The organism is Pseudoalteromonas rhizosphaerae, assembly GCF_902498845.1.
Lineage (GTDB): Bacteria > Pseudomonadota > Gammaproteobacteria > Enterobacterales > Alteromonadaceae > Pseudoalteromonas > Pseudoalteromonas rhizosphaerae.
In genome coordinates this window covers 46014-65169 of record NZ_CABVLM010000014.1, presented here as the reverse complement: position 1 = coordinate 65169, position 19156 = coordinate 46014, and the positions used below count along the sequence as shown (strand labels likewise).

At 39.2% G+C, this 19156-nt stretch carries 15 protein-coding genes; 9 read left to right on the top strand and 6 right to left on the bottom strand.

Annotated features, from left to right (window positions below; all coding sequences use genetic code 11):
* Positions 1-168 precede the first annotated feature (168 nt).
* Both PSR9079_RS18800 and PSR9079_RS18795 read left to right on the top strand, forming a co-directional pair.
* Positions 169-765 carry an MlaC/ttg2D family ABC transporter substrate-binding protein gene (locus PSR9079_RS18800; RefSeq protein WP_149982826.1) on the top strand — a complete coding sequence of 199 codons (597 nt, stop codon included), beginning with the start codon at positions 169-171 and terminating at the stop codon, positions 763-765.
* Positions 766-1025: 260 nt separating this feature from the next.
* A complete protein-coding gene (locus tag PSR9079_RS18795) occupies positions 1026-2363 on the top strand; it encodes an ankyrin repeat domain-containing protein (protein WP_149982825.1) in 1338 nt (445 codons plus the stop codon).
* 132 nt (positions 2364-2495) lie between these two features.
* Here the strand turns inward: PSR9079_RS18795 and PSR9079_RS18790 are convergent, their stop codons facing one another.
* The 5 genes from PSR9079_RS18790 to PSR9079_RS18770 are packed head-to-tail and all read right to left on the bottom strand — an operon-like array spanning position 2496 to position 6040.
* On the bottom strand, positions 2496-2960 hold the full coding sequence (locus PSR9079_RS18790) for a DUF2069 domain-containing protein (RefSeq protein ID WP_145241003.1): 465 nt from the start codon (positions 2958-2960) through the stop codon (positions 2496-2498).
* Positions 2957-3511: an NAD(P)H:quinone oxidoreductase gene (gene wrbA, locus PSR9079_RS18785; RefSeq protein ID WP_145241001.1), complete on the bottom strand. Its 555-nt coding sequence runs from the start codon at positions 3509-3511 to the stop codon at positions 2957-2959. Before wrbA ends, PSR9079_RS18790 begins: the two co-directional genes overlap by 4 nt.
* Positions 3511-3858, bottom strand: coding sequence for an arsenate reductase (glutaredoxin) (gene arsC / locus PSR9079_RS18780; RefSeq protein ID WP_149982824.1), 348 nt, complete (start codon positions 3856-3858; stop codon positions 3511-3513). Before arsC ends, wrbA begins: the two co-directional genes overlap by 1 nt.
* Positions 3859-3912: 54 nt before the next feature.
* Positions 3913-5373, bottom strand: coding sequence for a beta-barrel assembly-enhancing protease (bepA, locus tag PSR9079_RS18775; RefSeq protein ID WP_149982823.1), 1461 nt, complete (start codon positions 5371-5373; stop codon positions 3913-3915).
* A 1-nt stretch (position 5374) separates the two neighbouring features.
* Positions 5375-6040, bottom strand: coding sequence for a hypothetical protein (locus PSR9079_RS18770; RefSeq protein ID WP_149982822.1), 666 nt, complete (start codon positions 6038-6040; stop codon positions 5375-5377).
* 133 nt (positions 6041-6173) lie between these two features.
* Between PSR9079_RS18770 and PSR9079_RS18765 the strand changes: the two genes are divergently transcribed.
* The 3 genes from PSR9079_RS18765 to PSR9079_RS18755 all read left to right on the top strand — a co-directional run bounded on the left by PSR9079_RS18765 (position 6174) and on the right by PSR9079_RS18755 (position 9886).
* Positions 6174-6392, top strand: coding sequence for a sulfurtransferase TusA family protein (locus tag PSR9079_RS18765; protein ID WP_149982821.1), 219 nt, complete (start codon positions 6174-6176; stop codon positions 6390-6392).
* Positions 6385-7458, top strand: a complete 1074-nt coding sequence (locus tag PSR9079_RS18760) for an AI-2E family transporter (protein WP_149982820.1) — start codon at positions 6385-6387, stop codon at positions 7456-7458. The genes PSR9079_RS18765 and PSR9079_RS18760 overlap by 8 nt, the downstream gene beginning before the upstream one ends.
* Positions 7459-7636: 178 nt before the next feature.
* Positions 7637-9886 carry an aminotransferase class V-fold PLP-dependent enzyme gene (locus tag PSR9079_RS18755; protein ID WP_149982819.1) on the top strand — a complete coding sequence of 750 codons (2250 nt, stop codon included), beginning with the start codon at positions 7637-7639 and terminating at the stop codon, positions 9884-9886.
* Positions 9887-9967: 81 nt separating this feature from the next.
* On the opposite strand, the gene PSR9079_RS18750 is transcribed toward PSR9079_RS18755, so the two are convergent.
* On the bottom strand, positions 9968-10996 hold the full coding sequence (locus tag PSR9079_RS18750) for a LacI family DNA-binding transcriptional regulator (protein ID WP_149982818.1): 1029 nt from the start codon (positions 10994-10996) through the stop codon (positions 9968-9970).
* Between the two features lie 349 nt (positions 10997-11345).
* Between PSR9079_RS18750 and pgi the strand changes: the two genes are divergently transcribed.
* The 4 genes from pgi (at position 11346) to PSR9079_RS18730 (ending at position 19146) form a co-directional block, all read left to right on the top strand.
* Entirely contained in the window at positions 11346-12992 is a 1647-nt protein-coding gene (gene pgi, locus PSR9079_RS18745) for a glucose-6-phosphate isomerase (protein WP_149982817.1), read from the top strand.
* Between the two features lie 302 nt (positions 12993-13294).
* The gene (zwf, locus tag PSR9079_RS18740) at positions 13295-14767 is read left to right on the top strand and encodes a glucose-6-phosphate dehydrogenase (RefSeq protein ID WP_145240983.1); all 1473 of its coding nucleotides are present in this window, start codon (positions 13295-13297) and stop codon (positions 14765-14767) included.
* A gap of 2 nt (positions 14768-14769) precedes the next feature.
* Entirely contained in the window at positions 14770-15480 is a 711-nt protein-coding gene (gene pgl / locus PSR9079_RS18735; RefSeq protein ID WP_149982816.1) for a 6-phosphogluconolactonase, read from the top strand.
* A 1014-nt stretch (positions 15481-16494) separates the two neighbouring features.
* A complete protein-coding gene (locus PSR9079_RS18730; protein ID WP_149982815.1) occupies positions 16495-19146 on the top strand; it encodes a TonB-dependent receptor in 2652 nt (883 codons plus the stop codon).
* Positions 19147-19156: the final 10 nt, after the last annotated feature.

The following is a 19156-nucleotide window of genomic DNA, read 5'->3' as shown; positions in this document are numbered from 1 at the left end:
AATTCACAGACTCTGTGTGTTATTGCATGAGCTTAGCTAACAATATGAAATAAAAAGATTAAATCAATTGATGCTGTACTGGCACTAATAAGGTGCTATTTTGAGGCTTTTTAATCTCTTATGAACAGCGTAAATTACGCTACAAGATTTACTTAGGACTTATCAACAATGATTTCACTTGGTCGTTATTTATTATTAATCGCGCTAGTTTTTAGTGCTTCCTTGTTTGCGCAAACACAACAGTCACCTAATCAGTTATTAACTCAGGTAGGCGATCAGCTGTTTAGTGAAATTGGCAAAATAAACAGCCAAGGCACAGCGAGCAAAAGTGACATGGCACACATTGTTGATCAGTATTTAATGCCTAATATAGATGTTAAATTTGTTTCCTATAAATTATTAGGTAAGCATATTAAAGGTATCGATCGCCAACAAGCGACTGCATTTATAAGTGCAGTGGAGCATTACTTAACCACTACCTATGCTAGTGCATTAATGAAATATACCGGGCAAGAAATAAAATTCGAAGAAAGTAACGATGCTGCAGAGAGCGAGTTTGCCACGGTTAAGACGCAAATTATTGCAGATAATGCGCCAACGATTGACTTACACTTTAAGCTTCGCCAAGGTAAAGATGGTAGCTGGAAAGTATATGATATTGTCGCTGAAGGTATTTCGTTACTCAGTGCAAAGCAAAAAGAAGTTATTCAACGAATTTCAGAAGTTGGCCTTGACCAAGTGACAGCTGAGCTTAACAGTAAGTAATCATTTCCAAGTAAGTCTCCAACCTAAAGCACCATGCAGTGTTAACTGCATGGTGCTTTGTTATTTTCTTTTAAAATCACACGGTTTGGCTATAGCGTGTGGTTTTGGGTATGCTAGAATAAGCGCTTACATACCCACTGGTATCACTAATTTACTGGGGTACTTAAAATTATATTAAGCGCAGTGTCAGTTTGTAGTTGTTAAACTCCTTTACTGACCTTTGTACCGAGCAAGATAGACACTGGAGTTGTGTTTTTTTAATGGAAAATGTACTTATTTGGCCTAAAGAATACCCGTTATTAGTCAAAGGACTTATTGAGCAAAACGGTGCATTTATTTTAGACGCTTTAGAAGCATGGCCGGCTTGTCGCTCGACTGAAGAAGACAATGGCGTGTGTACCACTGTGCTACCGCCTATCTATTATTTAACATGGTTAACTCCCCTTGAGCCATTTGAAGAGTGTTTTTTCCAACATATCTGTGAATATGATGAAGCCGCTCAACAGTATATTTCGGCAGCTAAAGATTACTATTTTGATAACGAGTATAGCCCAGAGAGTTTAGTGCTATTACTTTGCCAACGCCTTGAAAAATATGCAGCTGTTGCGTCACAAACGATGATAGAAACACCCGTCACGTTATTATCTCAGTTATTCTCAAAACGCTATTTTACCATCATCGAGTATGCGCTCAATGCGGGCAGTAAAATGAGTGCTGAAGATGCTTTGGCACTGTGGAAAGAAGTTGATTTTCGTGAACGCTTTAGCACCTTTATACCTGACTCAATCGATGACGTTAATGCGTTAAGTGAATTAGCGGCGAAAAAAGTTGCTGGCGGAAAGGATTATTTCACCTTATTAACCCAAGTATCACCAGATGTTGACTCAGTGGTGCTATTAGAACAAGCACTGTTGGCGCATTTGCGTTTTGATACAGCTAAACAAACGATGGCGATGCGTTTTATAGAGCAAGGTGCAACAGGCACGTTGGCGGATGAAAATGGTAAAACGGCCTTTATGTGGGCAGTTGAAAAAGGGTTTGTTAATTTAGTACAAACCTTATTAGATAAACAAGATAAAAAACAACGTGATGCCCTTGGTAACAGTGCTTTACATTATGCGGTACTAGCAAAAAATGAACCTTTGATGGTGCTATTATTGAAGTCTGGCTATGACTTTCGTGTTCGTAACTGTGATGGCTTAAGTTGTTATCGTTTAGCAGTGAGTGTTAAAGCCAGTCAGTTAGTGAAATGCTTAGAGCGTGATTTTGGTATTAAAGAATTATCGCCGGATGGACAATTTTCGCGGATCAAAAAAGTCCACGCCTTACATGCCATTGTGACTTTATTGTTGCCGCTACAGTTGTTTTTCTTTTTTGATGATTCGATTGCAATTAAAAGTGAACTGACGCTTTGCTTAACCATGTTGGCAATTGTCTGCTTCTTTTTTGCAATGAGTTTGAAGCGCTGCGCTCTATACCCGCATATTAAACACCCATGGGGGTTATTTGTACTGCGTTGTTGCTCATTGATCAGTTTAGTTGGGCAGCTAGGCTTAGCAAGTATTGTGGCATTGGCGACGTTAAGTGAAGTTGTTTAAGCTTCTTGCATGTACCGTAGACAAAAAACGCGCTAATTAAGCGCGTTTTTTAGTTGTTATACCAATCGTGTTAAGTTACTGACCATTTAGCTCGCTAGAATAGTTAAATATTTAAGTCGATTGATATTAACTTTAGTCTTTTTTATTAAATTCATGAGCCGCTTTTTCTGTTGCTAACTCATCTTTTAGTTTTTGAATTTTTAGCCCCAGCTCTTGACCGCGGTGACGTGCATAATAAGTACAGCCAATAAACATCATACTGGCGAACAGCAGCTCTAAAACGACCCATATTAGTTGTTCTTGTGCGACCCACAGTAGGGTAAAACCGTGAATAAAATAAAACATAACAATAAAGTTTGCCCATGCATACGTATAAGGTTTATCTTGAATGATGCCTTTTAGCGGCAGTAAAAGCGGTAAAATATACACAACAAAAATAAATCCATTGCTATGACCTTCTCTAGGCTCTAATAAAAACAACCAAAGTGGCATCAGCAGTAACAAGCCAATATAGCCAATTATTGCAATACGTTGAAAACGGATAGTAATAGCCTTTTTCGGTGTGAGTTGTGGGTTTAAATCGCTGTGCGATGTCATTGTAATTTTCTCGTGATTTTAACTAAGCGTTGGCCAACGCTTTGGCAAATTTTAATTTCGTCTTTACTTAATTGCGCGCTATTTTGTGCACCAGCAACATGGCTTGCACCATAGGGAGTGCCACCGGTTTGTGTGGCAAGTAACTCAGGTACTTCATACGGCACACCCATTAACAGCATACCGTGGTGTAATAACGGCAGTGACAAATTAAGCAACGTTGCTTCATTGCCACCATGCATGCTACTTGATGATGAGAATACACAGGCTGGTTTATCTATTAATTGCCCTTTTAACCATAAGTCGCTGGTGGTTTCCCAAAAAGCTTTGGCTTGTGAGGCCATCATACCAAAGCGAGTAGGGGTGCCAAATGCTAACCCATCACACTGGATTAAGTCATCTTTGCTGATCACAATATCGTGAGGTTCTCTAGCTACAAAGGTTCTTAGCAGTGCAGTACCGCCTTGGCATTCAATCGACTCTGCAATTTCATGTGCCATGGCTGCAACAGAGCCGTGACTTGAATGATACAACACAACAATAGTGACGCTCATTAAAGTACGCTTAGTACGTTTTCTGGTGGGCGACCCAGTGCGGCTTTATTGTTATTTACCACAATAGGGCGCTCAATTAATTTTGGATTGCTAACCATGGCTGTAATGAGTACGTTTTCATCATGCTCATTTTTAAGGTCTAACTCTTTGTAAATATCTTCTTTAGTACGCATTAGTTCACGTACTGAAGAAAACCCTAGCTGTTTAACTAAGATGCTGATTTGCTGATGATTCAGTGGGGTTTTTAAGTATTCGATTATCTCTGGCTGAATCGATTTTTGCTCAAGTAGAGCTAATGTTTCACGCGATTTTGAACAACGTGGATTATGAAAAATAGTAACAGACATAGTAACAATCCAATTAGATAAAGTAAGGCTATTTTAGGGCAAGCAGCACCAGACTTAAAGCCTTGCGAGCTCTTTTTGCATTTGTCTGTATTGCGTTAACAATGCTTTGAGACGTTGTTGTTTAATTAGCTCTTGTGGTTCTACAAAGTTGAGTGCTTTTTGTACTTCGTCAGCGGCTTTTAAGTAGGCGCCGTATTGTGCAAGAACGTCGGCATTTGCTTCATGATAAGCGGCTAAGTTATCTTGCTTTTTATAGGCATCTGCAAGAAGTTGCATGCCTAAATTATGTTCAGGCTTTTCGAGTAAAAATGATTTTAATATTTGCACTGCAACATCGTATTGCTCAGCTTCAAGTGCAGCATTGGCATAGTTTAAGGTAATAACTTGATTGTTAGGACGGTTTTCATGCAACGCGGCTAAAAACTTTACTGCCTCGGCGGCTTTTTTTTGTGCTATCAGTAGATCAGTATGCGTATCAATATAGAATAAATTTTTAGGATCAGACTTTAAAAGTTCGTCTAAAATTGGCGCCGCTTCGTCGAGCTTTTTTTGATCCAATAAACTAATACCCAAACCATAATTAAGCGCTGTTTTATTATAAAAGCTGTTTTCACGTATGAGCTTTCTAAAGAAATTTTCAGCCGCTTCAGGTTTTTGGTGATAGCGAGCAATTACGCGGCTTTTGGCAAGGTTAAATTCTAAGCTATCCGGAAGTTGACGTTTTTCAAATTGCTGTGCACGTAAGCGCACATCAGACACGCGGCTCTCAGGTAATGGGTGAGTCAGCAAAAAGGCTGGTGGTTTGTATTTATAACGAATTTGCGCAGCAAGTTTAGTTAAGAATTCACTGGATGCGTAAGGATCAAATCCTGCATTATTGAGTGTTTGCATACCAATGCGGTCGGCTTCTTGCTCAGCTGAGCGGCTATGAGTGAGTTGACTAAATGCGCTTTGTGTTTGACTCGCTGAGATAATCGCGATACCGGCATCAGGAGACACGACGGTTGCTAAAATACCGGCAATCATACCGGCGATAGTGAGTGCGCTGTTATCTTGTTGTTGTTGCATGCGACGTGCAAGGTGGCGCTGAGTAACGTGGGCAATTTCGTGACCAAGTACTGAGGCAAACTGACTTTCGTTATCGGATTGTGCAATTAAACCGGTGTGAACTCCTACATGGCCACCATAAAAAGCAAATGCGTTGATTTCCGGATTATTGATCCAAAAAAATGAAAACGGAAAGCGTACATCATTGGCATTGGCAACTAGCTTGCGGCCAATTGTCGTTAAATATTCATCAAGCACAGGATCATTAACAACCGGTGATGAGCCACGAATTTGCATCATCATCACCTTCCCGATAGCTTGTTCTTTTTCAAGCGGCAAAGCTTGTAATGCTGAAGTACCAAGATCGGGCAATGTAAAATTGGTTTGTGCCTTTAATGGCTCACTTACCAGCACACTAAATGTTAAAAGTGTACTGAATAATGTAATAAAGGCTGATTTAAGCTGCATTTTATTCCTTGTTATGGTTTTCACCTAGCATGAGTTTAGCAATGTCGATTTCGTCACTGCATGCTCTGCTATCTCGTTCGCACAATTGATACAATTCTTTGATTGTGACCCCATCTAGCTTTACAACGTTCAATTCTCGCTGTAAAAAACTAATGATTTTATGTACTACCTTGTGTGCATGGAGAATAAGCGCCTTATCTGCTTTGTCACCACGTTCAAAGTAAAAACCAATAAACTTATGTAATTGGTTAATCCGGATCAAACTTTTCATTGACACTGGATCCCACTCGTTAAACTCCATAAAGCGGTTATCTTTAACGTATTTATCTATTGTAACGTCTTTTGCGTAGGGTTGTGCCCATAATTCAAAGCCTCGGTCGGTGAACACTTGATGCAACGCAATTCTTGGCTTATTTTCACAGTGGATCTCCCCAAGAGTGTCTTCATGACCTCCTAGTAAATCGAGATTCCAATTGCGCCTATCAATTATTTTTTTCACGGCATTATCAAAACCGTGTTCTAATATCCCCTCCGACTCGCTCACTGAAGAGGCGACAAGGTGATAGAAGGGTGGGAGTTCACCCCAATTTATTTGTTTTTTATACCAGTTAATTTCTTTAAGAGTTGGATTACTGGGTAGTTGCGCTTTATTATGCGTGCCAGACATTAACTTATCCTTACTACAAACTATGCTACAAGGATAAACTATTGCGATGCGTGTTTTAAGAAAAAGTTACATTTGTTATTAATAGTACTGATAAAGACCGTATTATTCATTTTTATAGGGTAGATAATTGGTTATGCTAGAGCAAGACTTGCGCGGATTTAAATGCCCGCAGCAATTTATCCAGTTTAAGTTGGCTTTGCGCCAAGCTTTAGCTGCGGCGCAATCGATAAGATTTACACTTTTGGCAGACCAATCTACCAAAGATATGGAGCGCTTTTTGCAAAAAAATCATTATCAGTACAAATTAGAGCAACAACGTGGATTGTTAATCGTGGAGCTAAATCGTGTTTGAATATGTAAAAATGTGGTACGAAAGGAAGTTTTCAGATCCGCATTCAGTGACCTTATTGTTTTTATTACTCGCTTTAATGGCGATGTTTTATTTCTTTGGTGCACTTATTGTACCTGTGCTGATTGCTTTAGTGATTGCTTATCTGCTTGATTGGCCGGTTGCGCATTTAGAGCGTTTTGGCTTACATCGCTTTACTGCCACTATTATAGTGATGTTGATTTTTTCAGGGTTGATGCTGACCTTAGTGATCGGCATGGGCCCAATACTGTGGCAGCAAGCTAGTAATTTAGTGCAAGAAAGCCCGCACATGATAGAGCAGGGAAAATCTTTTTTACTACACTTGCCTGAGCAATACCCCAGTTTAATTAATGCAGAGCAAGTACAATCAGTGGTCAGCAGCGTTGAAGCCAAAGCAATTGAGTTTGGCCAAGTATTATTATCGGTCTCGTTGACATCATTAAAAGATGTAGTGGCGTGGTTGATCTATCTTATTTTAGTACCATTACTGGTATTCTTTATGCTCAAAGATAAGCTGGAGTTGATCAGAAGTGCAGAAAAACTCGTTCCAAAACAAAGACGCTTAATCTTGCAGGTATGGCACGAAATGAACCAACAGATCATGAATTATATTCGTGGTAAGGTGTTTGAAATTTTGATTGTAGGCTCAGTATCGTTTATCGCGTTCACTATTTTTGATTTACGTTATGCAGCGCTATTGGGCGTATTAGTGGGTTTATCAGTATTGATCCCTTTTGTGGGTGCGGCACTTGTTACCATACCGGTTGCGGCCGTGGCATTATTTCAATTTGGTTTAGAAACCCAGTTTTGGACCATACTGATCATCTACGGCATTATTCAAGCATTAGATGGTAATGTGCTGGTGCCGTTACTATTTTCTGAAGCGGTTGATCTGAACCCGGTATTTATTATTGTTGCGGTACTGTTTTTTGGTGGCTTATGGGGTTTTTGGGGCGTGTTTTTTGCAATTCCACTAGCGTCATTGGTAAAAGCCTTACTCAATGCTTGGTCAACGAAACAAGAAGAACAACTGATTGAGCATAGCTAACACGAACTTTGTTTAATTAGCTTTATACCTAAATCACCTGAAGATTTAGGTATTTTGGGTATAGTATCAAATGGTATAGAAAACGCACTTGAGAGACTAATTGATTCTTACGCGACCCATTAATTTTATGTAGAATGGGTTATAAGATATATCTTTTAGTAATATGGTGCGTTTTTTAATGTCTGATTTAATATTACCTACTGACTCATCGTCACAAATTTACCTTGATGCAAACGCAACAACACCGGTGCTACCTTGTATTGCAGAGGTTGTTTCGCATACTATGCAAATCTGCTTTGGTAACCCTTCTTCTTCACACATTACCGGTATTCAAGCTAAACACTTATTAGAGCAAACACGTCAAAAAGCCCGTGATGTGATAGGTGCACAGCAGGGGGATATTTTATTCACTTCTGGGGCTACCGAAGGAATTCAAACAGCTGTCGTGTCTACGCTCATAGCAGCTAAAGAGCATGCTAAACCAAAGCCAGTATTACTGTATGGCGCGACTGAACATAAAGCAGTACCTAATACATTAATACATTGGAATGCCGTATTGGGTATAAACGCAACCGTGCTTGCGATCCCGGTATCGAGTGATGGCCTTTTAGATTTAGATTTTATTGCTCAACACGCTGGTGATGCACTGATGATTTGTACCATGGCAGTTAACAATGAAACCGGTGTTTATCAAGATTTAAAAGCGATTGAAAAGGTAATACGAGCACATAACACGGAAGTTGCGTGGATGGTGGATTGCGTACAAGCGCTAGGGAAAACCGCATTAGCCCTTAGTGATACAACGATTGACTACGCGCCATTTTCAGGCCATAAACTTTACGCACCGAAAGGTATAGGCGTGTTGTATATTCGTCAAGGCAGTGCCTATACGCCATTTATTGCCGGTGGTGGTCAAGAAAGTGGCATGCGCTCCGGTACTGAAAACCTGCCAGGCATCGCAGGTCTTAACAAACTGTTTTGTTTATTGCTGGATAAAACAAACGATACGTTTAAATCAATCGATGTGTTAAACGGCTATCGTGAACAATTACATCAGGCTTTAGTGGATACCTTTGGTAATATAACCTTTAATCATACTTTTGCATTGTCAGTACCAACAACGTTAAATTTTGCTGTTGATGAACTCAGTAGTAAAGAAGTGATGGATTTGTTCGATGCGGCAGGTATTCGTATCAGTGGTGGCTCAGCCTGTAGCTCTGGCGCAAATCGTAGTTTTGTGTTAGATGCCATGGGCGTGAGTGATTGGCGTAGTGAAAATGCAATACGTTTATCATTTGGACCGGCGACAACACAGGCTGAAATAACCACTGCCTGTGCGCGTATTCGTTCACTTAAACCAATATTACAAGCTAATTGTTTGGTGGTTTCAGATTCGTCATCACCACAGCAAGAAGCGTGTGCATTAGGGTTAACACAATTTAGACATCAAGGTGCGTGTTGTTGGTTGTATGTCAGTCAAGATAAACAAGCAGTGATCATTGACCCAATTATTGAGCTTATCCCGCGGCTTGAAAAAATAGTACACACACAAAATTTAGCGGTAGCAGCCATTTTAGACACACATGCCCATCAAGAGCGATGCTGTGCGACTACATTGTTGGCTCAGGCCTTAAAATTCAGTTTGCATGACGAGCATGAATTAGGGTGGCCAGTGCAGCAAACGAGTATTGCATTACCTGAATGCACCATTGAGCGTTTAGCAACACCCGGGCACAGCCAAGATAGTGTTAGTTATTTATTGCGGTGTAACAACTCTCAACAAGTGCTATTTTGCTTTTGCGGTGATTTGCTGCTGCCTGCTGGGCTTGGTAATACTGCAATTGACGGTGGGGATGCGTTAGCTATGGCACACTCATTACGTCAACTATCAACATGCTTAGCAGAGTCGACAGTTATTTGTTCTGGTCATGACTACCAGCAATGTTTTGCTATTAATTGGCAAGTTCAACAGCAGCAAACGCCGTTATTGCATGCATTATTGAACAATGAACTAAGTGATACTGAATTTGCTAACAACAAGCAGCGCAGCGATGAAGACAATTTATGTAAATTTGCAACTTTGTGTGGTTATGCTGACAGTTTAAAATACAGTAGAGCTTACGAACTGAACGCCGTGCAAGCAAAAGATATGTTAACTGCAAGCGATGTCTATTTAATTGATACCCGTGAACCATATGAACATGGGGCAAACAATATTCCTCAGTTGTTTGCAGTTAGCCCTGCGCGAGTGATGAATATTCCGCTAAGTAGAATGGCAAATGCATTAGTGGACAGGCAATTGAACCCACAGGGTAAATATATTTTACTTTGTCGCAGTGGTAATCGTTCAAAACAAGCGGCAACTAACTTATCTCAGCTTGGCTTTACTGACGTGTATAATCTCAGCGGTGGAATGGCACTGTTATAATAACAGGGCAGAAGACTGGCAATTGACTGATAATAAATAAGGCGCTTTTAGCGCCTTATTTATTATCAGTCAAGGCTGTAGCTACTGTTTAGGCCCTGAACTTTCACGGATCACAATTGATGGTGTAAATGATGTGATGATGTCTTTATCTTGGTTACGAGCACCGCGAGTTTTGGTAAATAATAACCGTGCTGCATGTTGAGAGATAACATCGTTTGCTTGATGAGCGGTAGTTAACTTTGGCCATGTCTGACGAGAGAAAGGAGAATCCTCAAAGCCAGTAATAGATAACTGTTCAGGAATAGCAATACCCATTAAGCGTGATGCAAATAGGGCGCCAGCGGCCATTTCATCGTTGCCACCTAATATAGCGGTTATAGCCAAGGTGTTATTCTCGGCTAACAAGTGCTTTGCACCTTCAACACCCGACTCAAACGAATATTTACCATCGTAAACAAAGCGTTTATCAAATTCTTTATGATGATCTGCCAGCGCTGCTTTATAACCTTCAAGGCGTTCAGACGTCGATTTATGTTCTTTATCGCCACAGATAAAGCCAATATTTTCATGTCCATGAGTTAAAAGGTGAGTGGTGATCTCATACGCGGCTTTATAATCGTTAACATAAATACAGGTGTCTTGATCATCATCTGATGGTCGCCCAGATAACACCCTAACGTAATGAATATTTAACTCATCGAGTAAATTGGTGATGCTACTTTGCTCTGATAATGGCGGTGTAAGCACAAGCCCAGCTAAGCGAGAGCGCTTTATCATGGTGATAAATTCATCTTTCATGTTTGCATCTGTATAAGTGCATGGATGGATCACCAATTCATAGCCTTCGTCTTTACAGCGAGAAAGCACACCATTTTGCATATCAATCACATAATACGCATTAGGATTGTCATAAACTAAGCCTACCGTAAATGATGACGTGCCAGCAAGGTTTCGTGCTGCAAGATTTGGCTGATAGTTCAGCTCTTTTACAGCATCCATGACTGTATCGTAAGTTTTTTTACGAACAGATGGTTCTTTATTTATTACCCGTGAAACCGTTTTCATCGAAACCCCGGCGAGCCTCGCTACATCATTTATAGTTACTTTCATAGAGTTACTTTTAGGTTATTGTTTTAGTGTTGATATGTTCCTGATAAGAATACACCTAAGTAGACTTAACAAACGTGTTATTCATTATTTCTTCATCAAGACCAGTTAGTGTATCTAATGTTCAGTAAAATTAGCAGTAAAATAATTGAGATAATTTTTATGATACCGGTGTCAAATGAGTAAAAGTACGTTATTATCTCGATTGTAAAATATAAAATTAGCTTGTTGATAGCGTTGTCATTCTAACTTATCGTTAAATTTATTTGTAAGTTAATACGCTATTAGTACACTTTTTTAATCTAAAGATAGTTATAAATCAGTTTGTTGCAAGTTTAAGGGGATGTTAAAAATGAGTTGTCGTTCACAGTTAGCTAGTTGGCAAACATTACAAGTAAGTGCAAATAAGATGAAGGAAGTTCATCTTAAAGATTTATTTGCCAATAACAGCACGCGATTCGAGCAATTTTCGACTCAGATCCCAGGTGTTTTATTTGATTATTCAAAACAATTGATTGATAACAGTGTGATGACACAGTTACTGTCTTTAGCACAAGAGTGCGATATCGCTAACTGGCGAGATAAAATGTTCAGCGGTGAAAAAATTAATATCACCGAAGATAGAGCCGTGCTTCATACTGCACTTCGTAACCGTAGTGCATCATCATTAGTTGTAGATGGCGAGAATGTAAGTTCGGTGGTTAACGCTGAGTTACAAAAAATTAAGTTGTTCGTTGAAAAAGTACGTAGCGGGCAATGGTTAGGTTATACCGGTAAAGCCGTGAAAGATGTTGTGAGCATTGGTGTCGGTGGTTCAAACTTAGGCCCACAAATGGCCACGGAAGCACTAAAAAGCTATGCAGATGACTCATTAAAAGTACATTACGTTTCAAATGTTGATGGCGTACAAATTGCGTCAGTATTGAAAGACATCGATCCTGAAACAACTTTGTTTGTGATTTCGTCAAAAACCTTTACTACATCTGAAACCATGACCAATGCAAAAACCGCCGTTGCATGGTTTTTAGAGTCAGCCGATGACAAGCAAGCCATTGCTAAGCACTTTGTTGCAGTGAGCACTAATTTAGAAAAAACGGCAGCGTTTGGTATTGCTGATGAAAACGTATTCACAATGTGGGATTGGGTAGGTGGTCGCTTTTCATTATGGAGTGCGATAGGCTTACCAATTGCATTATATTTAGGTTTTGATGCATTTGAAGCGATTCTTGAAGGCGCTTTTGAAGTTGATGAACACTTTAAAACGGCCGAATTTGCAGAAAATGTACCATTGTTAATGGCTTTGTTGAGCGTATGGAATACCAGCTTTTTAGGTTTCGACTCACAGGTTATTTTACCTTACGATCAAGCATTACACATGTTGCCAGCTTATTTGCAGCAAGGTGAAATGGAAAGTAATGGTAAGCACGTTAATTTTGCGGGTAATACCGTACCGTATACTACAGTGCCGATTATTTGGGGTATGACCGGCATTAATGGTCAACATGCTTTTTATCAGTGTTTGCACCAAGGCAATGTGATTGTACCAGCTGATTTTATTGCCTCTATTAAACCTCAGGTTAATATTGGTCAGCATCACGGCATTTTATTATCGAACTTTTTTGCACAAACAGAAGCGATGATGATGGGGGTTGATGCCGAGCAAGTTCGCGCTGATTTAACCGCAAAAGGCAAATCAGAGGCTGAAATAGCTGCGCTAATTAATCATAAAATCCACCGTGGTAACCGTCCTACAACATCAATGCTGTTAGATACGGTTGATGCAAAAACGGTGGGGCGATTAATTGCCTTATATGAGCATAAAATTTTCTGCCAAGGCATCATTTTAGAGATCTGTTCTTTCGATCAATGGGGTGTTGAACTTGGTAAAGGCTTAGCCTCAAAAATTGAAGCTGAGTTACTGGATGATAATATAAACCATCCACATGATAGTTCGACAAATGGCTTAATGAGCTATTATAAACAACGTCGAGCGCAGTAAAAAATTCGCACAGCACAATCAATTGTGCTGTGTAACCAAATACCTTTGAACGGGTAGCGCTGGAGTTCTTAGGGCCTGTATATTTGTGAGAGGATATACAGAGCCCCTAAGACTCATTTAATTACCAGTTTGAAATGAATACAGCTGGATCAATATTCAGCGATAAAAACAAGCGAATTCAACAGGCTTTTTCTCGAGTACGATGCCAAAAAGCTGACATCAACTAAACAACAAGAATGTATGCCCGCACTATCAATAGTGGATAGTTGACAACTGGGCATAGCAAACGTAGAGAGTAAATTATGTTAAATCCTTTTGATATTGTAATTTTTGGGGGCGGTGGTGATCTTGCATTACGCAAATTATTACCTGCAATGTATCGCGCATATCAAGAAGGCAACCTTCCACAAGGTTCGCGTATTTTACCGACGGTTCGTGAAGAAAGTAAACGTGCGGAATACATAGAAACAGCTCATCAAGCGCTAAAAGAATTTTTAGGTAAAGGTGAGTTTAATGCCAAAGATTGGAAAGCTTTTTCAGCGTGTTTGGTGCCAGTAGTCACGAATGTAACCGAAGCAGACGATGATTGGGATAAACTAAAAACAATACTAGATGAGCACGATGCAGACAAATCTCGGGTGTTCTATTTATCACTTCCACCTGCGGTATATGGTAGCTGCTGTGAAATACTGTCTAGCAAAGGTCTGATCACTGCTACATCACGTGTCGTTGTTGAAAAACCAATTGGTTATTGCGGTAATTCAGCAGAAGAGATCAATGCAAAAATTGCTGAATACTTTAGCGAAGAGCAAATCTTCCGTATTGATCATTACTTAGGTAAAGAAACGGTACAAAACTTAATGGCACTGCGTTTTTCAAATTCATTATTTGAAAATATGTGGGATGCTAAATCAATCGATAATATTCAAATCAGCTTATCTGAAACTGTTGGCCTTGAAAGCCGTGCTGGTTTTTATGATAAAGCCGGCGCTTTACGTGACATGGTGCAAAACCATTTATTACAATTGTTATGTTTAGTCGCGATGGAATCACCAAATAAACTTAATGCAAACAGCATTCGCACCGAAAAGCTGAAAGTATTAGAATCATTGCGCCCACTTGTTGCAACGGATGTAGATGACAACATCATTCGTGGTCAATATGTACCCGGTGATTTGGATGGCAAAATTGTCCCAGGTTACTTAGAAGAGTTAAATGAAGGTTCAAGTAAAACAGAAACATTTGTTGCTATTCGTGCTCATATTGATAACTGGCGTTGGGCGGGCGTGCCATTTTACCTTCGTACAGGTAAACGTATGGCAAAACGTTGTGCCGAAATTGTCGTTGAATACAAAAAAGTATCACACAATGTTTATGGTGATAATGTTGGCAATATTGAACCAAACCGTTTGGTTATCCGCCTTCAGCCTGAAGAGACAATTCAATTAACCTTGATGTCAAAGCGTCTTGATAATTTAGAGATGCAATTAGAGCCGGTAACCATGAACATTGAGCTATCGCAAGCTTATAGCAATGGTTTCCATTCAGATGCGTACAAGCGCTTGATGTTAGATGCAGCTGCAAATAATCCATCCCTGTTTATTCATCGTGATGAAGTACGTCAAGCTTGGAAATGGATTGACCCAATTATCGAGCGCTGGCAAGAAAAAGGTAAGCCTGCTTTATACCGTGCTGGTAGCTGGGGGCCTGATGATGCTGATGAACTATTAGCTGAAAATAACCATGTTTGGTTTAACACTGGCGATAAGGCATAACAATGGCAACCATCGTAGAGAAATTTTTTGATTCAAAAGATGCATTAACCGCTGAGTTATCTACAACACTTGAACAAAGTTTAGTCAACGGTATTGAAGCTGATGGCCGTGCCGTACTGATGGTATCAGGTGGTTCATCACCTGCACCCGCTTATAAGCACTTATCTAATCTAGCATTAGATTGGGCAAAGATAGATGTTGCTATGGTTGATGAACGTTGGGTTGATGCAGCACATGAAAAAAGTAATGAAGCGTTTATTAAGAGCACGTTATTACAAAATCATGGGGCGGCAGCTAACTTCATTACTATGAAAAACAATGCCGAGACTGCCCAACAGGGTAGTGCAGAATGTGAAGCTGCGTACCAACAACTGAAACGTCCATTTGATGTAACTATATTAGGCATGGGACCGGATGGTCATACCGCTTCATTATTTCCACATGCGGGCGGTTTACAGCAAGGGCTTGAAACATCACAATTGGTATGTGCAATTAATGCTATAGAAAGTGAAGTAACAGGGAATATTACCGAACGTATGACGTTAACTTTAGCAGCGATTGCGCAGTCTAAAGTGGTTAAGTTACTGATCAGTGGAGAAGAAAAGCTTGCTGTATATAAAGCAGCAAAAGCCGGTGGAGATGAAAACGACATGCCACTACGTGCAGTTTTAAATCACCCAACAATAAATATTGAAGTTTATTGGGCTCCGTAACGACCCCAATCGACCCAAACTTTAAAATGCAGGCTATAAAGCCTGCATTTTTGTTTCTCTTCTAAATTTATCTGTATCGCACTTGCAAGATCTTTATTATTTTCGCTTATTTATTTTTATCGAAAACAACAGTTATACAATCGTGTTAAGTTACTGACCATTTATAGCTTCGCTAGAATGGTTAAATATTTAAGTTGATTGGTATTATATAACGCCCGGCAATTATTAAGTTTGGAGCGTAATGTGATCTATCTGCCAGTGACTTATCTTCACTAAATAACAAGCCTCACAAATAGTGTGAGTTAACTAGTTGTTTGTTGAAATGTGGCTACTTATGTCTACTTTATTAAAAACATGAGTATCTTAGTGGTTTAAAAAACTTCACTAACTACATTAAAAATTATCCATATAGAACAATTATATGAGTAATTTTCACGGTTCCTATAGCTCTCTAAAATTTTCAATGAAAAGGGTAGGCTATGGGGGGAAATAAAGGTAGACATTAATAGCGTAACTCTTTAGAATACAAAATGACAGCGCTGTCATTGGTGTTGATAACTATTAATGAATTCCCCTTGATAAATTATTTGCCCTAATTTATCTGCAATATTAATGTGAAAAGATGTGTTTTTGTTCATCCAGCTAAAGTTATATCCTTATCAGCAAAAAAGCGAAATGTAATTTCTGTATAGTTAAAGTGGAACGTTTTTTTTACACTAAGACTTATCTAAAATCATAAAATTACCTAAAACAGTCCATTTGGTTTTCTCTTTTTGAACTTAACCATGCTATATTCCCGCCGTAAAACTGTAACAATTTATAAACTCTATTTTTTTAATGTATTAATATTCAATTGGTTATTATTTTTATAGCTATTTTTTTGCACAAAACGGCTAAAAAGATGTAGCACAAATGTAATTTAGAGTGTATGGTTTGTTACTAGATGACAACGCTGTCATCATCACTGGGCAGAAGTGATAAATAAAACCAACAAAATGATTCAAGGGGAATCCTGTGTTAGCTAAAAATTTTAAAAAAAGCTTATTAGCAGTAAATATCGGTCTTGTAATGAGTGCCGGATTCACTGGTGCTGTTTATGCAGCTGACGAAGTAAAAGTTCAAGAAGACGTAGAAGTCATTGAAGTACGTGGTATTCGCGCTTCAGCTAAAGCTGATATTAACAATAAGCGTTTTGCAAATGCTGTTGTCGACTCCATTACTGCAGAAGATATTGGTAAATTCCCAGATAAAAACGTTGCTGAATCACTTTCACGTATTACAGGTGTTGGTGTTAGCCGTGAGTTTGGTGAAGGTGAAAAAATTACTGTTCGTGGTTCTGATCCGACTAAAAACCGTACTTTATTGAATGGTCAAAACGTAGGTACAGCTGATTGGTTTATACTTGATAATCCATCACGTAGTTTTAACTTCACTATGCTACCTTCTTCACTAGTAAGTAGCCTTGAAGTATACAAATCACCAGAAGCTCGTTTAGATGAAGGTTCAATTGGTGGTACTGTTATTTTAAGAACGCGTAAACCACTCGATTTAGATTCTGGCACGACTCATATCACGTTACAGAGTCAGTATTCAGAATCATCAGAAGAACATGATCCATTAGTTGAAGGTTTTTATTCTTGGAAAAACGAAGACGAAAAGTTTGGTATTTTGATCTCAGGTTCAAAATCTGACCGTACAGTTCGTCGTGAAGGTTTTGAAGTACTAGGTTGGGATGCAAATTCAGCTGACGGTACTTACGCGCCGCGTACTATGGGCGTTCCTGTTTTCCGTCAAGATCGTGAAAGAACAACTTTCTTCAGTTCAATTCAGTTCGCACCTTCTGATGATTTTAGTGCAACATTAAACATCTTAGATTCGAAAATGGATGTTAATAACACTAACTCTAATTTCTTACTTATGAATCCTGGCGCAGGAGCTGATTTAACATACGTAGGCAGTAATGCAGTTAAAGGCACTGGTGGTACCGATGTTCGTTGGAATCACATCAACCGTATTTCAAAAACAGATACAAACTCAATTCACTTAGATGTTGATTTTGCAACTGATTCTTTCTCTATGAATGTTGAGTTAGGTACTACTGCAGCTGAAGGGGGTACTTTAAATGAAACATCGTGGGAATATGGTGGACAAGGTGACTATAACTTCGATTTAACAGGCTCTACACCTACAGTAAATGCTGGGGTTGATGGTACTGATCCTTCTAAATTTAATGGTGGTTGGATTTGGGGTGGTAATAAACCAACAACTGATGATGAGTCATATGGGCAAGTTGACTTTGATGTACCTGTAGAATTAGGTGCATTCACAGCTGTTAAATTTGGTGTGAAATATCGCGATCAAAAACGTACACAAGACAGAAATGCATATAGCTGGCATTGGGGTGTTGCAACGGATGGTACAAGCCCTAATTACATGGCCCAGATCTTGTCTTCGCAATGTAATACCTTAGCGAAGTGTGATCTTGCTGTCGGTAGTGATAGCGTAGGTGCGGATGTTGTTAATGGTGATATTACGCAACAATTAACGCATAACAGCGCTCAAATGATAGAACTTGGTTTAGGTCCAAATGCCTCTTATGCTGTACATAAAAACTTAGGTGAGATCTTTGAAGTAGTTGAAAAGAAAACATCTTATTATGTACAAGGTGATTTTTCTGGCGATGATTACCGCGGTAATATTGGTATTCGTGTAGCGAGAACAGATCAAGACTCTTCAGGTTACTTATTCTCTTCTGATTCAGCTGGTCTATTAACAGTTAAAAATCCAGGTGAAAATGCAAATTTAACACCAACAACACTTGAATGGGTTACTGAATCTCGCAGCTATACAGAGATTTTACCTAATTTTAACTTGTCATATGACTTAGCAGAAGACCAAATTGTTCGCCTTTCTGCAGCTAGAACAATGGCTCGTCCTAACTTCTTTGATATATCGCCAATTACAGCGCCTGGTGATTTAGGAGAAACGAACCCTACAGCACAAGCCGGTAACCCTAACCTAGCACCACAAATAGCAAACCAGTTTGATGCCGCTTGGGAATACTATTTTGATGATGCGTCATTATTCGCTGTGACGTTATTCTATAAAGATATTGAAAGTTATCAAACTACAGCTACATCTTCGCAAGATTTTTATGATCAGCAAACTTCTAGCTGGGTTACAGCAACAGTTTCTCGTCCTGCAAATGGTGAAGGTGGTACTACAACAGGTTTAGAAGCATCACTTCAGTATGATTTAGGTAATGGTTTTGGTGTGTCTGCTAACTATACATACACAGATGCAAATAATGATGGCGAACGTGATGTAGCAAACCCTGGTTCAGGTTTAGTTATGGGCGCATCAGAAAATATGTTAAACGCTTCTGCATTTTATGAAAATGATATGTTTTCTGTTCGTGCAATGTATAACTATCGTACTAAATGGTACAAAGGACTTCATTCATCAGGTACAGAATTGTGGAATGATGACTACGGTCAGTTAGATTTTAGTACTACTTATAATGTAACTGAAAATATTTCGGTTGTATTAGAAGCTATAAACTTAACTGATGAAAAAGTTGTTGAGTTCAACACTAGTGAAGATCGTGTACTATCTATCTACCAAAATGGTCGTAGATTCGTACTAGGTGCAAACTTCCGATTCTAATTGAACAGAG

Bases quoted from the DNA above. Each gene is read 5' to 3' on its own strand.
- PSR9079_RS18770 (WP_149982822.1), bottom strand. From the start codon at position 6,040: ATGTCTGGCACGCATAATAAAGCGCAACTACCCAGTAATCCAACTCTT.
- PSR9079_RS18800 (WP_149982826.1), top strand. From the start codon at position 169: ATGATTTCACTTGGTCGTTATTTATTATTAATCGCGCTAGTTTTTAGT.
- bepA (WP_149982823.1), bottom strand. From the start codon at position 5,373: ATGCAGCTTAAATCAGCCTTTATTACATTATTCAGTACACTTTTAACA.
- PSR9079_RS18755 (WP_149982819.1), top strand. From the start codon at position 7,637: ATGTCTGATTTAATATTACCTACTGACTCATCGTCACAAATTTACCTT.
- PSR9079_RS18750 (WP_149982818.1), bottom strand. From the start codon at position 10,996: ATGAAAGTAACTATAAATGATGTAGCGAGGCTCGCCGGGGTTTCGATG.
- PSR9079_RS18765 (WP_149982821.1), top strand. From the start codon at position 6,174: ATGCTAGAGCAAGACTTGCGCGGATTTAAATGCCCGCAGCAATTTATC.
- pgi (WP_149982817.1), top strand. From the start codon at position 11,346: ATGAGTTGTCGTTCACAGTTAGCTAGTTGGCAAACATTACAAGTAAGT.
- wrbA (WP_145241001.1), bottom strand. From the start codon at position 3,511: ATGAGCGTCACTATTGTTGTGTTGTATCATTCAAGTCACGGCTCTGTT.
- zwf (WP_145240983.1), top strand. From the start codon at position 13,295: ATGTTAAATCCTTTTGATATTGTAATTTTTGGGGGCGGTGGTGATCTT.
- PSR9079_RS18795 (WP_149982825.1), top strand. From the start codon at position 1,026: ATGGAAAATGTACTTATTTGGCCTAAAGAATACCCGTTATTAGTCAAA.
- PSR9079_RS18790 (WP_145241003.1), bottom strand. From the start codon at position 2,960: ATGACATCGCACAGCGATTTAAACCCACAACTCACACCGAAAAAGGCT.
- arsC (WP_149982824.1), bottom strand. From the start codon at position 3,858: ATGTCTGTTACTATTTTTCATAATCCACGTTGTTCAAAATCGCGTGAA.
- pgl (WP_149982816.1), top strand. From the start codon at position 14,770: ATGGCAACCATCGTAGAGAAATTTTTTGATTCAAAAGATGCATTAACC.